Origin of the sequence: Pseudomonas sp. NPDC087803 (assembly GCF_044742995.1) — a bacterium.
GTDB lineage: Bacteria > Pseudomonadota > Gammaproteobacteria > Pseudomonadales > Pseudomonadaceae > Aquipseudomonas.
Window position 1 is genome coordinate 1 of the sequence record NZ_JBIUVO010000034.1, and the last position, 15,023, is coordinate 15,023.

Consider the following 15,023-nt stretch of genomic DNA (forward strand, 5'->3'; position numbering starts at 1 on the left):
CTGCGTATCTATCGCCTGACCCAAGACCTGCCTGTCGATGCCGAGGCGCTGGAAACTGCACTGGCCACCAAACTGGCGCGTCCATGTGCAAGCCAGGAGTTGACCACCTACGGTTTCGTCGCGCCATTCGGCAAAGGCGAAGATGCGCCACTGGTACACGTCAGCGGTGACTTCCTGCTGATCGCTGCGCGTAAAGAAGAACGCATTCTGCCGGGCAGCGTCGTGCGCGACGCGGTCAAGGAAAAGGTCGAAGAGATCGAAGCCGAACAAATGCGCAAGGTCTACAAGAAGGAACGCGATCAGATCAAGGATGAAATCATCCAGGCGTTCCTGCCGCGCGCCTTTATCCGTCGCTCGTCGACCTTCGCCGCCATCGCACCGAAACAGGGCCTGATCCTGGTCAACTCGGCCAGCCCGAAACGCGCCGAAGACCTGCTCTCCACAATGCGTGAAGTGCTGGGCACTCTGCCCGTGCGTCCGCTGACCGTGAAAACCGCGCCGACTGCTGTGATGACCGACTGGGTCACCACCCAGCAAGCGGCCCCGGACTTCTTCGTTCTGGACGAGTGCGAATTGCGCGACACCCACGAAGACGGCGGCATTGTGCGTTGCAAGCGTCAGGACCTGACCAGCGAAGAAATCCAGCTGCACCTGAGCACCGGCAAAGTGGTCACCCAATTGTCGCTGGCCTGGCAGGACAAGCTGTCGTTCATGCTCGACGACAAAATGACCGTCAAACGCCTGAAGTTCGAAGATCTGCTGCAGGATCAGGCCGAACAGGACGGTGGCGACGAGGCCCTGGGCCAACTGGACGCCAGCTTCACCCTGATGATGCTGACCTTCGGCGACTTCCTGCCGGCACTGGTGGAAGCGTTGGGCGGTGAAGAGACGCCGCAGGGGATCTAAGGCCCTTGGCATGCACCCTCTTCTTATAGAGGGTGCCTGAAAAAACAAAGATCGCAGCCTTCGGCAGCTCCTACATTTGGAATGTGTTTTCCTGTAGGAGCTGCCGAAGGCTGCGATCTTTTTGCTGGCACCGTATGCTTAGCTTCCTAATGCTTTCACATAATAAGGAACAAGCCATGCGCGCACTGGCTGCACTCAGCCGCTTTGTCGGCAACACCTTCGCTTACTGGGTTCTGATTTTCGCCGTGATCGCGTTTCTGCAACCGGCGTGGTTCCTCGGCCTCAAGGGCGCGATCGTGCCGCTGCTGGGGCTGGTGATGTTCGGCATGGGCCTGACCCTCAAACTCGATGACTTCGCCGCCGTCGCCCGTCATCCGTGGCGCGTGGCTTTGGGCGTGGTTGCGCATTTCGTGATCATGCCCGGTGTGGCGTGGTTGCTCTGCCAGATTTTCCATCTGCCGCCGGAAATCGCCGTCGGGGTGATACTGGTCGGCTGCTGCCCAAGCGGCACCTCTTCCAACGTCATGACCTGGCTGGCCCGTGGTGATCTGGCGCTGTCGGTGGCGATTGCCGCCGTCACCACCCTCCTCGCCCCGCTGCTGACCCCGGCGCTCATCTGGTTGCTGGCGTCGGCATGGTTACCCGTTTCGTTTATGGAATTGTTCTGGTCGATTCTGCAAGTGGTGTTGCTGCCGATCGTGCTCGGCGTGGTCGCGCAACGCGTGCTCGGCGACAAGGTGCGCCACGCGGTGGACGTGTTGCCTCTGGTGTCGGTGGTCAGCATCGTGATCATCGTCACCGCCGTGGTGGCGGCCAGTCAGGCGAAAATCGCCGAATCCGGGCTGCTGATCATGGCCGTGGTGATGCTGCATAACAGCTTCGGCTACTTGCTGGGTTATTTCACCGGACGCCTGTTCAACTTGCCCCTGGCGCAGCGCAAGTCGCTGGCGCTGGAAGTCGGCATGCAGAACTCGGGTTTGGGCGCGGCATTGGCCAGCGCGCACTTCTCGCCGCTGGCGGCGGTGCCGAGCGCGTTGTTCAGCGTCTGGCACAATATTTCCGGGGCGCTGCTCTCGACATACTTCCGGCGCATGAGCGAGAAAGAAGACCGTGAGGCGCTGGCGCAACAGCCGGCCGACTGACCGGGAAACTTGATCCCCGGATTAATGCTCGGCAGACTGTTGCGCTACGCGGGGACGACCCTGCGGCTCGATCGAGTTATCAATCTGGGGACGGCCCCGTCAATCGATGGAGGTTTCGCATGTCCTGGATCATTCTGTTTTTCGCCGGCCTGTTCGAAGTCGGCTGGGCCGTCGGCCTGAAATACACCGACGGCTTCACCCGCCCGCTCCCCACTGTCCTGACCGTTGCGGCCATGGCCATCAGCCTTGGTCTGCTGGGCCTGGCAATGAAGGAATTGCCGCTGGGTACGGCTTATGCGATCTGGACCGGGGTCGGCGCCGTGGGCACGGTGATTGCCGGGATCATTCTGTTCGGTGAGTCGATGGCGTTGATTCGCCTGGCCAGTGTGGCGTTGATCATTACCGGGTTGATTGGCCTCAAGGTCAGCGCTTAGGCCACTGCCGCTTTCGCGAGCAGGCTCACTCCTACAAGGGGTACGCGCTTCAAATGTAGGAGTGAGCCTGCTCGCGATGGGGCCATATCAGGTAACAACTACCTGACTGCCCCGCGCAACGCCCCCACCAACCCCTGCAATTTCGCCGGCTCCGCCGCGTCTACCGCCACCGCCGAACCCGCCACCAACGTCACCCGTGACCACAGCCGCTTGAACAACCCCTTGTTCGGATCGCGGCTGAAGAAACTCCCCCACAACCCCTGCAGCGCCAGCGGAATCACCGGCACCGGCGTCTCTTCGAGAATCCGCGTCAGCCCGCCCTTGAACTCGTTGATCTCGCCATCGGTGGTCAGCTTTCCTTCCGGGAAGATGCACACCAGTTCACCGTCCTTCAGATACTGGGCAATCCGGGTGAAGGCCTTTTCGTAGATCTGGATGTCTTCGTTACGTCCGGCAATCGGAATGGTCCCCGCCGTGCGGAAGATGAAGTTCAGCACCGGCAGGTTGTAGATCTTGTAGTACATGACAAAGCGAATCGGCCGACGCACCGCGCCGCCAATCAGCAGTGCATCGACGAACGACACGTGATTGCACACCAGCAATGCCGCGCCTTCGTCCGGGATCGCTTCGAGGTTGCGGTGCTCGACACGGTACATGGAATGGCTGAGCAGCCAGATCATGAAACGCATGCTGAATTCGGGGACGATCTTGAAGATGTAGGTGTTGACGCCGATGTTCAGCAGCGACACCACCAGGAACAGCTGCGGAATCGACAGTTTGACCACACTCAGCAACACGATCGAAACGATCGCCGAGACCACCATAAACAGGGCGTTGAGAATGTTGTTGGCGGCAATCACCCGCGCCCGCTCGTTCTCGGCGGTGCGCGACTGGATCAAAGCGTACAGCGGCACGATATAGAAGCCGCCAAAAATGCCGAGGCCAAGAATGTCGACCAGCACCGCCCAGGTATGCGCAAAGCCCAGCACTTCGACCCAGCTGTGGCCGGTGACACTCTCCGGGATTCCGCCGGAATGCCACCACAGCAGCAGGCCGAACACGGTCAGACCGAATGAGCCGAACGGCACTAGTCCGATCTCGACCTTGCGCCCGGAGAGCTTTTCGCAAAGCATCGAACCCAGCGCAATCCCCACCGAGAACACCGTTAGAATCAGCGTTACCACGGTTTCGTCGCCGTGCATCCACTCCTTGGCGTAAGCCGGGATCTGCGTCAGATAAATCGCCCCGACAAACCAGAACCACGAGTTGCCGACAATCGAGCGCGACACTGCGGGCGTCTGGCCCAGACCGAGTTTGAGGGTGGCCCAGGACTGGCTGAAGATGTTCCAGTTCAGACGCATCTCCGGCGACGCCGCGGCGGCGCGAGGAATGCTGCGGCTGGCGAGATAACCCAGCACCGCAATGCCGACAATCGCGGTCGACACCAGTGGCGCGTAGTGCGTCGAAGACATAATGACGCCGGCGCCGATGGTCCCGGCAAGGATCGCCAGAAACGTGCCCATCTCCACCAGCCCGTTGCCACCGACCAGTTCATCCTCGCGCAACGCCTGCGGCAAAATCGAATACTTCACCGGCCCGAACAGCGCCGAATGCGTGCCCATGGCGAACAGTGCCACCAGCATCAGCGACAGGTGATCGAAGAGGAAGCCGACCGATCCTACGGCCATGATCGCGATTTCTGCGAGTTTGATCAGACGGATCAGCGCGTCCTTGGCGAATTTTTCCCCGAACTGCCCGGCCAGCGCCGAGAACAGAAAGAACGGCAGGATAAACAGCAGCGCACACAGGTTGACCCAGATCGAACGATCACCTTCGATGGTCAACCGATAGAGAATGGCGAGGATAAGCGACTGCTTGAACACGTTGTCGTTGAACGCGCCCAGCGACTGCGTGATGAAAAACGGCAGAAAGCGCCGGGTGCGAAGCAGGTTGAACTGTGAGGGGTGACTCATCTTCCGTGTTTCCCTGAGGTCGGTAGAGAATGGCCTGGATCTGCTTATTGGAATCCCGATCGGTGATCCAGGCCACACCTTACCTAAACTTTTCAGGTTATTTCTTCAACCCTGCAATACAAGGTGAGACAAACAGCTCACCGCGCCATGCGCCTTGCACCGTGCGTTTTCCGACAATCAGCCACATCACCGCCAACAGGCTTACCAGCACGCAGCCGACCACGCTGAAAAAACCGAGATTGAGCGTGCCGGCGAGTTTTAGAGTCGCCAGCGAATACACGCCCAGCGGGAAAGTGAAACCCCACCAGCCGAGGTTGAACGGGATGCCGTCACGCAGGTAACGCGCGGTGATCAGCAGCGCCATCAACATCCACCACAAACCGAAGCCCCACAGGGTGATGCCGGCGACCAGCCCCAGGCCCGCAGCGATTTCACCGATACCCGGCAAGCCGTTGGCGGCGAAGATCGCCGGTGCATCAGCGCCCAGCAGCAACATGCCCAACGCACCGGTGCCGATCGGGCCGAGGGCCAGCCAGCTTGAGGCGGCCATGTTTTCGTGGGGCAGTTTATGTAGGGCCATGCGCAGCAAAAGGATGGTCAGAATGCTGAACGCCACCGGCAGGGAAAATGCCCAGAGCACGTAGCTGGTGGTCAGCACCACCAGTTGCGCGTGGGCATCGGCCAGATGCGGCGCGAGCAAACCGCCGCTGGCTGCTGCCACTTCCGCCGCCACCACCGGCAACAGCCAGACCGCGGTCATCTGGTCGATGCTGTGTTCCTGGCGGGTAAACATCATGTAGGGGATCAACACGCCACAGGCCAGCGACATCGCCACGTCGAGCCACCACAGCACCTCGGCAAGATGAATCACGCCTTCGCCCCAGCGTGGCAGGCCGAACAGCAGAAAGCCGTTGATGATGGTCGCCAGGCCCATGGGAATTGTGCCGAAGAACATCGAAACGGTGGAATGGCCAAAGATCCGCCGCGCTTCATCGAAGAATAAAACCCAACGCGCGGCATAGGCGAAGGTAAACAGGCTGAACAACAGAATGTTGAACAACCACAAACCTTCGGCCACCGCGTGCAACCCGGGGATCGCCACCGGCAACTGCGCCAGCGCCAGGGCCAGCACGCCGGTGCCCATGGTCGCGGCGAACCAGTTCGGGGTGAATTGACGGATCACTTCACGCGGATGCTGAAGCTGGCTGAACGGCTTGAGGCCGGGTTTGGCGCTGTTGGGACAAATCATCATGAACTCCTGTCCTCAGGTGAGGTTGAGCCCATGGTAGAACCGAATCGAATATCTATATAACGGGTAATTTCTCTATCTGTTATCTACTTTACAGATAAGCATTTAGACACTGCCTTCGCTTTCAATCACCAGAATCCGCGCCGCGCCTTGCGGATGCGCCACGTGCTCGGTGCCGACCGAGGCGTAGAAGATATCGCCAACCTCCAGCAGCACCTGCTTTTCTTCGCCCTGTTCGCGATAGTGCATTTGCACCTGACCATCGAGCACCACGAACACTTCCTCGCCATCGTTGACGTGCCATTTGTACGGCTGATCGGTCCAGTGCAGGCGCGTGGTGATGCCGTTCATGTTGGCAATGTCCAGCGCGCCCCAGGCACGCTCGGCGGTGAAGGTTTTGCTGCGGATAATCTTCATCTGTCGATCCGTGAATAGAAGGGCTGGTCAAGGCTAACCGAAACCGCCGTGCTTATGGAGCGCTACAAGCCTTGGCCGCTTGCGGACGCAGGCTGAGCAACAGCGCCGTGACTGCCAGGACGATCAATGCCGCACCGTAACCATCGGTGGTGGCGAGCAAACCATAACTGCGGGTCAAGTACCCGGCGAGCAATGCCGGCAGACAGAACGCCAGATAACTCAGCGCGTAGTAAGCCGACATCAGCCCCGCTCGTTCATGCGGCAAGGCCAACGGCACCAGGCTGCGCACAGCGCCGAGAAACCCCGAGCCAAAGCCGCAACCGGCGACCAGCGTGCCGAGGAAAAACAGCGTCAGACTGGCACTGTGCACGCCGAGCAGGATCAGCAGCACACCGATCGGCAGCAGACTGGCGCCCAGTTGCAGGGCCCGGGCCGCAGGTCGATTGCGCAGGGTGAAAATCATCAGCGCCCCGGTCACGGTCAGCGCCGAAACCGTCGCGCCGCCGATCAGGTTCGAAGTCGAGCCGGTAGCGGTACGCACCAGCGACGGCGCCAGTGAGGCAAAAAAGCCGCCAAGCGCCCAGGTCGCGGTGTTTAGCGGCAGCACGCGCCACAAGGTCGAACGCGCCTGAACCGGCACATGCAGGGTCGGGCGCAGCGACGCCCAGGCCCCGGCTTGCGGGGTGACGCTTTCCGGCAGACGCCAGACATACACCGCCTGCAACACAAACAGCGCGAGCAACAGCCAGTAGGTCAGTTGCAACGGCGCCGGGGCGAATTCGGCCAGCAAGCCACAGCCCATGCTGCCCAGCGCCATGCCGAGCAACGGTGCAACGCTGTTGATCAACGGCCCCTGCTGACGATCCGTATCGAGCAGCGTCGCGCTCAAAACAGCGGTGGCCATGCCGGTGGCAAAACCTTGCAGCACCCGGGCGCTGATCAACCAGGCAACGCTGTCGGCATGGATGAACAGCAGCATCGCCAGCGCATTGAGCAGCACGGCGGTGAAGATCACCGGTTTGCGCCCCAGATGATCGGACAGTGAACCGACGGTCAGCAGCGACGCCAGCAGACTCAGGGCATACACGCCGAAAATCAGGGTCAGCATCGCTGCCGAGAAGTGCAACTGGTCCTGATACAGGTGATACAGCGGGGTCGGCGCCGTGGAGGCGGCGAGAAAACTCAACAAGGTGATCGCCAGAAAAATCAGGCTGCCACGGTTGGAAGCAAGGCTGGTCATGGGCACACTCCACAAAAGCTAATTTTTTGCTTTTGCGGAGTGTGCTCTCGGCTTTGGCTTAAAGCAAATTCTTTGTGTTAAGGTCTGGCGCATGGCTATTAAAGAAGGTTTACGCCCCGGCGGCCGCAGTGCCCGGGTGCAAGAGTCGATTCATTCGGCAGTCCGCGCGCTTCTGCAAGAACAGGAGCGCAGCACCGTGACCGTCCCGCAAATCGCTGCGCGGGCCGGGGTCACGCCCTCGACGATCTATCGGCGCTGGGGCGATCTGACGGCGTTGCTGGCGGACGTCGCCCTCGCCCGCATGCGCCCCGACAGCGAACCGGCCGTAACCGGTGACCTGCGCGGTGATATCCGCGCCTGGGCCGAGCAGTATCTGGACGAAATGAGTTCGGAGCCGGGGCGCAACATGATGCGCGACGTGCAGGCCAGCGCCACACCGGGGTACTGCGTGACGATTATTGGCGCACAGTTGCAGACCATCATCGAGCGCCACCCGGACGAGCCGGCGCCGAGCGTTGATCGGTTGATCAATCTGGTGGTGGCGCCGGTGGTGTTCCGGATTCTGTTTGCGGCGGCGGCGCTGGAGGTGGCTGAGCTGCATCGGTTGATTGATATTGCGTTGAAACAGGACTGACGCTTTCGCTGGCAAGCCAGCTCCCACAGGGTCAGTGATGTTCACAAAATCTGTGCCCACTGGAGATCCTTGTGGGAGCTGGCTTGCCAGCGATGGGGCCTGACCGGTCATCCGAGAAACCACCCAATTTCAAGCCTGCGACACCCCGCCACGCCACGACCTTGGTCGACACTGACTAACCGCCGCACTCATGCGAGACTGTCCGCCCGGGCAGGACTGCCGGGGAGTCTTCTGTCGGGAGTGTTGCATGTCGTTGTCCACCGGGCTGATCGCCGCCGTCGCCCTGGCCTACATGGCCATCATGTTCGCTATCGCCTTCTACGGCGACCGTCGCAGTGCGCCGTTGCCGCCGCGGATGCGCGCGTGGGTGTACAGCCTGTCGCTGGCCGTTTACTGCACCAGTTGGACGTTCTTCGGCGCGGTCGGTCAGGCGGCGGAACAACTGTGGTCATTCCTGCCGATCTACCTCGGGCCGATCCTGCTGTTGCTGGGCGCGCCGTGGGTCCTGCAGAAAATGGTGATGATCAGCAAGCAAGAGAACATCACCTCGATTGCCGACTTCATCGCCGCCCGCTACGGCAAATCGCAATCGCTGGCGGTGGTGGTGGCGCTGATCTGTCTGGTCGGCGTGCTGCCTTACATCGCCCTGCAACTCAAAGGCATCGTCCTCGGCGTAAACCTGCTGATCGGCGCCGGTGCCGACGCCATGGGCACCCGCGCCCAGGACACCGCACTGATCGTGTCGCTGGTCCTGGCGTTGTTCACCATCGTCTTCGGTACGCGCAACCTCGATGCCACCGAGCACCACCGAGGCATGGTGCTGGCAATTGCGTTTGAATCGCTGGTCAAACTGTTCGCCTTTCTCGCTGTCGGCGCGTTCGTCACCTACGGGCTGTACGACGGTTTCGATGACCTGTTCAATCAGGCCATGCTCGCGCCGCGCCTCGAGCAATACTGGAAGGAAACGATTAACTGGCCGTCGATGGTGGTGCAGACCGGGGTGGCGATGATGGCGATCATCTGCCTGCCGCGGCAATTCCACGTCACGGTGGTTGAGAACATCGACCCGCAGGATCTGCGCCTGGCCAAGTGGGTGTTCCCGACCTATCTGGCGCTGGCCGCGCTGTTCGTGGTGCCGATCGCCCTCGCCGGGCAGATGATGCTGCCGAGCCACGTGCTGCCCGACTCGTTCGTGATCAGCCTGCCGCTGGCCCAGGCCCACCCGGCACTGGCGTTGCTGGCGTTTATCGGCGGCGCATCGGCGGCCACCGGCATGGTCATCGTGGCCAGCGTGGCGCTGTCGACAATGGTCTCCAACGACATGCTGTTGCCGTGGTTGCTGCGGCGCAACAACGCCGAGCGCCCGTTCGAAGTGTTCCGCCAGTGGATGCTCTCGGTGCGCCGCGTGAGCATCGTGCTGATTCTGTTGTTGGCCTACGTCAGTTACCGCTTGCTCGGTTCCACTGCGAGCCTGGCGACCATCGGCCAGATCGCTTTCGCCGCCGTCACCCAACTGGCTCCGGCAATGCTCGGCGCGCTGTACTGGAAACAGGCCAACCGTCGTGGGGTTTTCGCCGGTCTGGCGGCGGGCACATTCCTCTGGTTCTACACGTTGATCCTGCCGATTGCCGCTCACAGCCTCGGCTGGTCGCTGAGCACATTTCCGGGGTTGGCGTGGCTGCACAGCAACCCGCTGAATCTGCCGATCACCCCGCTGACCCAGGGCGTAGTGCTGTCGCTGGCGGGCAACTTCACCCTCTTCGCCTGGGTCTCGGTGCTGTCGCGCACCCGGGTCTCGGAACACTGGCAGGCGGGGCGCTTTATCGGTCAGGAAATCAGCGCACGGCCGAGTGCGCGTTCGATGCTCGCCGTGCAGATTGATGACTTGCTGCAACTGGCGGCGCGCTTTGTCGGTGAAGAACGTGCGCGGCAGAGCTTCATTCGTTTCGCCTACCGCCAGGGCAAAGGCTTCAATCCGAACCAGAACGCCGATGGCGAATGGATCGCCCACACCGAACGCTTGCTGGCCGGTGTGCTTGGCGCTTCTTCGACACGCGCCGTAGTAAAAGCTGCGATCGAAGGTCGGGAAATGCAGCTGGAGGACGTCGTCCGTATCGCTGACGAAGCCTCGGAAGTCCTGCAATTCAACCGCGCCTTGCTGCAAGGTGCGATCGAGAACATCACCCAAGGCATCAGCGTGGTCGACCAGTCGCTGAAACTGGTGGCGTGGAACCGCCGCTATCTGGAGCTGTTCAACTACCCGGACGGCTTGATCAGCGTCGGCCGGCCGATTGCCGACATCATTCGCTACAACGCCGAACGTGGCCTGTGCGGCCCCGGCGAGGCGGAAGTCCACGTTGCCCGGCGCTTGCACTGGATGCGTCAGGGCCGTGCGCACACTTCGGAGCGCCTGTTCCCCAATGGCCGGGTGATCGAGCTGATCGGCAACCCGATGCCCGGTGGCGGTTTCGTCATGAGTTTCACCGACATCACCGCGTTCCGCGAAGCCGAGCAAGCGCTGACCGAGGCCAACGAAGGCCTCGAGCAACGGGTCAGCGAGCGCACGCAGGAGCTGTCGCAGCTTAACGTCGCACTCACCGAAGCCAAGGGCCATGCCGAGGCCGCCAACCAGTCGAAAACCCGCTTTCTCGCTGCGGTCAGTCATGACCTGATGCAGCCGTTGAACGCCGCCCGATTGTTCTCCGCCGCCCTCTCCCACCAGGACGACGGTTTGAGCAGCGAAGCGCAGCAACTGGTGCAACACCTCGACAGTTCGCTGCGTTCGGCAGAAGACCTGATCAGCGACCTGCTGGATATTTCCCGCCTGGAAAACGGCAAGATCAACCCCGATCGCAAGCCGTTTGCGCTCAATGAGCTGTTCGATACCCTCGGCGCCGAATTCAAGGCGCTGGCTCAGGAACAAGGCCTGAAATTCCGTGTGCGCGGCAGCCATTTGCGCCTCGACAGCGACATCAAGCTGCTGCGACGGATTCTGCAGAACTTCCTCACCAACGCCTTCCGCTATGCCAAGGGCCCTGTGCTGCTGGGCGTGCGTCGGCGTGAAGGCGAGCTGTGTCTGGAAGTCTGGGATCGCGGGCCGGGCATTCCGGAAGACAAGCAACAAGTGATTTTCGAGGAATTCAAACGCCTCGACAGCCATCAGACCCGCGCCGAGAAGGGCCTGGGGCTGGGCCTGGCGATTGCCGACGGTTTGTGTCGCGTGCTCGGCCATACCCTGCGCGTACGCTCGTGGCCGGGGCGCGGCAGTGTGTTCAGTGTCAGCGTGCCGCTGGCCCGGGCGCAGTCGGTGCCGGCGAACGCGGCGGTCGAGTTGAACGGCAAGTTGCTCAGCGGCGCGCAGGTGCTGTGCATCGACAATGAAGACAGCATTCTGATTGGCATGAACAGCCTGTTGACCCGCTGGGGCTGTCGGGTGTGGACCGCGCGTAATCGCGAGGAATGTGCGGCGCTGTTGAACGATGGCGTACGGCCGCAACTGGCATTGGTCGACTATCACCTCGACCACGGCGATACCGGAACCGAGCTGATGGCGTGGTTGCGCACCACACTGGGAGAGCCGGTGCCGGGCGTGGTGATCAGCGCCGATGGCCGGCCGGAGACGGTGGCGCAGGTGCATGCGGCGGGGCTGGATTATCTGGCGAAACCGGTGAAACCGGCGGCGTTGCGGGCGTTGTTGAGTCGGTATGTGCCGTTGTAAAAAGCCCCCCTGTGGCGAGGGAGCTTGCTCCCGCTCGACTGCGCAGCAGTCGCGAAACGGTGTAGCAGGCCAATCGGAGATTCAGACTCAAGGGGTGCTTCGCCCCCCCAGCGGGAGCAAGCTCCCTCGCCACAGAATCGAGTTTATTCTGGCAGTTCGACCAGCCCATCGACATCGGTCATCGCCCGCTCCAGCAGATCTGCCGGCAGGCTCTTGCTGGCCCGCGCGCCGAGCAATTTGAGCTGTTCACTGCGGCTGACCAGGTTGCCGCGCCCTTCCGTGAGTTTGTTGCGCGCCGAGCTGTAGGCCTTGTCCAGCTGTTGCAAGCGATTGCCGACCTCGTCCAGATCCTGAATGAACAGCACGAATTTGTCGTACAGCCAGCCGGCACGCTCGGCGATTTCCCGCGCGTTCTGGCTCTGCCGCTCCTGCTTCCACAGGCTGTCGATCACTCGCAATGTCGCCAGCAACGTGGTCGGGCTGACGATCACGATGTTGCGGTCGAACGCCTCCTGAAACAGCGTCGGTTCAGCTTGCAGCGCGGCGGAAAAAGCCGCTTCGATCGGCACGAACAGCAAGACGAAATCAAGGCTGTGCAGGCCTTCCAGACGTTTGTAATCCTTGCCGGCGAGGCCTTTGACGTGACTGCGCAGTGACAGCACGTGCTGCTTGATCGCGATCTGGCCGAGGGTGTCGTCTTCAGCGGCGACGTACTGCTGATACGCCGTGAGGCTGACCTTGGAGTCGACCACCACCTGCTTGTCGCCCGGCAGGTAAATGATCACGTCCGGCTGGAAGCGCTCGCCGTCCGGCCCCTTGAGGTTGACCTGGGTCTGGTACTCGCGACCCTTTTCCAGACCGGCGTGTTCCAGCACTCGCTCAAGAATCAGCTCACCCCAGTTGCCCTGGGTTTTCTGGCCTTTGAGGGCGCGGGTCAGGTTGGTCGCTTCGTCGCTCAGGCGCAGGTTCAGCGCTTGCAGGCGCTCCAGTTCCTTGGCCAGCGAGAAGCGCTCGCGGGCTTCGGCCTGATAACTTTCTTCCACACGTTTTTCGAAGGACTGGATGCGTTCCTTGAGCGGATCGAGCAACTGACCGAGACGTTGCTGACTTGACTCGGCAAAACGCTGCTCGCGCTCATCGAAAATTTTGCCGGCCAGTTCAGCGAACTGCGCCCGCAGCTCATCGCGCGAGCCTTGCAGGTCGTTGAGGCGCTGCTGATGGCTGTCCTGCTGCTCGCGCAGCTCAGCGTTGAGCGACGCGGCCTGAGCGTCGAGACGACGCAGTTCGGCCTCTTTGTTGGCGCGCTCGATGTTCCAGGCGTGGGAAGCGTCACGGGCGTCATCGCGCTCGATCTGCAGCAGCTCGACTTCGCGGCGCAGGGCCGCCAGCTCTGCCTGTTTGGCGGCATTGGCCTGGCCGAGGTCGACGATTTCATCGCGGCTCGCCTCAAGCTGGGCGTTGAGCCCGTCCTGCGCCAGTTGCGCCATGGCCAGGCGCTCTTCGAGCAAGGCGACCTCGGCTTGCCGGTCGCTGGCCCGCCGTTGCAGTTGCCAGGCCAGCGCCAGCAGCGGCAATCCCACGCCCGCCAGACCGAGCAACACGCTGGTCAAGTCCATAGCCATAGCCACTCCTGCCGATCACATAAAGCCTGAAGGTTAACCAAGGTACGGAGTGTTGGACAGCTCAGTCTTCGAGCAGACCGAGTTCCCGTTGCGCACGACGGTCGCCGGCGCGGGCGGCCTGGCGCAGCAGATCCTGGCCGATGCGCCGATCCCGGGCATTGCCGCACTCGCGACACATCAACTGACCGAGCCGGCTTTGCGCCGCGACCACGCCTTCACGTGCCGGTTGCTTGAGCAGTCGTCCTGCCAGGTGCTTGGCATTGCGGCTTTCGCCCAGACGCGGGCTGTCGAGCAGCCATTCAGCCACACGCACGGAGAATCGTTTGGGAGAGGTAACACGCGGGTGTTCGGAGGTAACAGAGTCTGATACTGAGCGAAACTTCATAAAACACTGTAGGGCAGATCGGAAGGCGCGCCACTCTACTCTCTTTTTCGCACAGGTAAAGTCGAAAAAAACCCGGCACGCCCGTGCTAGAGCAAGCGCTCGGGACAATCCACAGAAGCTGTGGATAACTCAGTGGACAACCGCTCCCGAACCCTCGCAAAGCCTTGTGGAATGGGGCCCGCAGTCAAACTGACGATTTTTTCACCAACAAAAAAAAGCGATGTTTTTCATTGACTTAAACTTTTGATACAGGCAGCCATCGGGGTCAGGACTGATATGACAGTCGGGTTACGGTCTGCGCAACTAATGTGCACAAGTACCTGTTACCCGGTTATATCGGTGCGCTTTTTCGGGTCGTTTTGCGCTTCGGGCTGGGGATAAGCGGGTTGGCGACAGGTATAGCCGCACGCTTTTGTGGCGACGGATGGTTTCTTCGCGAGCAGCTCGCTCCCACAATCGCACCCGTTCTCCTGTGGGAGCGAGCCTGCTCGCGAAGAGGCCAGCCCTGTCACCCGTGATCCGCGCCACCGGCCGAAATTTTTTTTTGCCGCCGGGTTTGCATTGCCGAGGACGTTCCGTTACTATCCGCGGCGTTAGTACCAAGCTGAAAGTCAATTCCGGTCGAACACATCCCCACGGTCAACCTTCTCTGCAGAAGCCCTTCACCGAAAAAAGCGGGAACGACCCCTCGATGGTTTCCAGGTAAATCTTGCGCCGACACAGCCTTTGAATGAATGCAAAGGGTGTTGCGAAGACCACTTACTCTGACCGAACCAGCCTGCAAATTGATCAGGATCTTCACCCCGGGCCCAGAACCTTTGCCCTTGATGTGCTGCCTGTCCTCCTAAGTACCTACCTGCCAGCCCAAGCGCGCCAATTTAATAGCGCTTCAAACTGGCTGCTTTGTTCCAGTCGGGTTCTTTGTTCGACCAATGGTGGTCGACATTACTGGAACGTTTTAACGCTGCACGGGTCTTATCCGTGTCATTTGTAGGAACACCTAATAACTATGTCGACTCAAATCCATACTCAGGATGCCATTCGCACCCTAACCAACGCTTTTGCCCCAATGAACTGCCTGATCATGGCCGCTCGCAAAGGCTGCTTCAGCTTCACCGTGGTCAATGAACACGGAATCGCCCGCCACAGCGAGCGTCTGTACCCCGATCAATACTCCAGCGCCGAACCGCTGCAGGCCGTGATCGATCGTACCCGTCAGGCCCTGGTTGCCTGAGAGCCGAAAAGGCTGCAAAAGCAAAAGCCCCGCACACAATGCGGGGCTTTTTATTGCCCGATGTTTCGC

12 protein-coding genes are annotated in these 15,023 nt (G+C 61.0%); 6 read left to right on the forward strand and 6 right to left on the reverse strand.

Annotation, left to right across the window (positions count from 1 at the left end):
• The 3 genes from rdgC to sugE all read left to right on the forward strand — a co-directional run.
• A partial coding sequence (gene rdgC / locus ACIOUG_RS17000; protein ID WP_401067122.1) for a recombination-associated protein RdgC occupies positions 1 to 906 on the forward strand: 906 nt, incomplete at its 5' end.
• Between the two features lie 176 nt (positions 907 to 1,082).
• Positions 1,083 to 2,048 carry a bile acid:sodium symporter family protein gene (locus tag ACIOUG_RS17005; RefSeq protein ID WP_401067124.1) on the forward strand — a complete coding sequence of 322 codons (966 nt, stop codon included), beginning with the start codon at positions 1,083 to 1,085 and terminating at the stop codon, positions 2,046 to 2,048.
• Positions 2,049 to 2,167: 119 nt separating this feature from the next.
• Positions 2,168 to 2,482 (forward strand): quaternary ammonium compound efflux SMR transporter SugE, encoded by a 315-nt coding sequence (sugE, locus tag ACIOUG_RS17010; RefSeq protein ID WP_003223093.1) that lies wholly within the window; start codon positions 2,168 to 2,170, stop codon positions 2,480 to 2,482.
• A 98-nt stretch (positions 2,483 to 2,580) separates the two neighbouring features.
• Here the strand turns inward: sugE and ACIOUG_RS17015 are convergent, their stop codons facing one another.
• The 4 genes from ACIOUG_RS17015 to ACIOUG_RS17030 all read right to left on the reverse strand — a co-directional run bounded on the left by ACIOUG_RS17015 (position 2,581) and on the right by ACIOUG_RS17030 (position 7,361).
• Positions 2,581 to 4,455 carry an MFS transporter gene (locus ACIOUG_RS17015; RefSeq protein ID WP_401067126.1) on the reverse strand — a complete coding sequence of 625 codons (1,875 nt, stop codon included), beginning with the start codon at positions 4,453 to 4,455 and terminating at the stop codon, positions 2,581 to 2,583.
• Positions 4,456 to 4,552: 97 nt separating this feature from the next.
• Entirely contained in the window at positions 4,553 to 5,704 is a 1,152-nt protein-coding gene (locus ACIOUG_RS17020) for a TDT family transporter (RefSeq protein ID WP_401067128.1), read from the reverse strand.
• A 105-nt stretch (positions 5,705 to 5,809) separates the two neighbouring features.
• Positions 5,810 to 6,121, reverse strand: a complete 312-nt coding sequence (locus ACIOUG_RS17025) for a cupin domain-containing protein (protein WP_401067130.1) — start codon at positions 6,119 to 6,121, stop codon at positions 5,810 to 5,812.
• A gap of 52 nt (positions 6,122 to 6,173) precedes the next feature.
• Entirely contained in the window at positions 6,174 to 7,361 is a 1,188-nt protein-coding gene (locus ACIOUG_RS17030; RefSeq protein WP_401067132.1) for an MFS transporter, read from the reverse strand.
• Between the two features lie 91 nt (positions 7,362 to 7,452).
• Between ACIOUG_RS17030 and ACIOUG_RS17035 the strand changes: the two genes are divergently transcribed.
• Both ACIOUG_RS17035 and ACIOUG_RS17040 read left to right on the forward strand, forming a co-directional pair.
• Positions 7,453 to 7,995 carry a TetR/AcrR family transcriptional regulator gene (locus tag ACIOUG_RS17035; RefSeq protein ID WP_401067134.1) on the forward strand — a complete coding sequence of 181 codons (543 nt, stop codon included), beginning with the start codon at positions 7,453 to 7,455 and terminating at the stop codon, positions 7,993 to 7,995.
• A 247-nt stretch (positions 7,996 to 8,242) separates the two neighbouring features.
• Positions 8,243 to 11,713, forward strand: coding sequence for a NahK/ErcS family hybrid sensor histidine kinase/response regulator (locus tag ACIOUG_RS17040; protein WP_401067135.1), 3,471 nt, complete (start codon positions 8,243 to 8,245; stop codon positions 11,711 to 11,713).
• 143 nt (positions 11,714 to 11,856) lie between these two features.
• Here ACIOUG_RS17040 and rmuC read toward each other — a convergent pair whose 3' ends face one another.
• Positions 11,857 to 13,221, reverse strand: a complete 1,365-nt coding sequence (rmuC, locus tag ACIOUG_RS17045; protein WP_401067190.1) for a DNA recombination protein RmuC — start codon at positions 13,219 to 13,221, stop codon at positions 11,857 to 11,859.
• 175 nt (positions 13,222 to 13,396) lie between these two features.
• Entirely contained in the window at positions 13,397 to 13,720 is a 324-nt protein-coding gene (locus ACIOUG_RS17050) for a sel1 repeat family protein (protein WP_401067136.1), read from the reverse strand.
• Between the two features lie 1,009 nt (positions 13,721 to 14,729).
• Between ACIOUG_RS17050 and ACIOUG_RS17055 the strand changes: the two genes are divergently transcribed.
• The gene (locus ACIOUG_RS17055; protein WP_064586664.1) at positions 14,730 to 14,954 is read left to right on the forward strand and encodes a hypothetical protein; all 225 of its coding nucleotides are present in this window, start codon (positions 14,730 to 14,732) and stop codon (positions 14,952 to 14,954) included.
• The last annotated feature ends 69 nt before the right edge of the window (positions 14,955 to 15,023 follow it).

Coding starts and splice junctions, on each gene's coding strand:
- ACIOUG_RS17005 (WP_401067124.1), top strand. CDS start 1,083: ATGCGCGCACTGGCTGCACTCAGCCGCTTTGTCGGCAACACCTTCGCT.
- sugE (WP_003223093.1), top strand. CDS start 2,168: ATGTCCTGGATCATTCTGTTTTTCGCCGGCCTGTTCGAAGTCGGCTGG.
- ACIOUG_RS17015 (WP_401067126.1), bottom strand. CDS start 4,455: ATGAGTCACCCCTCACAGTTCAACCTGCTTCGCACCCGGCGCTTTCTG.
- ACIOUG_RS17020 (WP_401067128.1), bottom strand. CDS start 5,704: ATGATTTGTCCCAACAGCGCCAAACCCGGCCTCAAGCCGTTCAGCCAG.
- ACIOUG_RS17025 (WP_401067130.1), bottom strand. CDS start 6,121: ATGAAGATTATCCGCAGCAAAACCTTCACCGCCGAGCGTGCCTGGGGC.
- ACIOUG_RS17030 (WP_401067132.1), bottom strand. CDS start 7,361: ATGACCAGCCTTGCTTCCAACCGTGGCAGCCTGATTTTTCTGGCGATC.
- ACIOUG_RS17035 (WP_401067134.1), top strand. CDS start 7,453: ATGGCTATTAAAGAAGGTTTACGCCCCGGCGGCCGCAGTGCCCGGGTG.
- ACIOUG_RS17040 (WP_401067135.1), top strand. CDS start 8,243: ATGTCGTTGTCCACCGGGCTGATCGCCGCCGTCGCCCTGGCCTACATG.
- ACIOUG_RS17050 (WP_401067136.1), bottom strand. CDS start 13,720: ATGAAGTTTCGCTCAGTATCAGACTCTGTTACCTCCGAACACCCGCGT.
- ACIOUG_RS17055 (WP_064586664.1), top strand. CDS start 14,730: ATGTCGACTCAAATCCATACTCAGGATGCCATTCGCACCCTAACCAAC.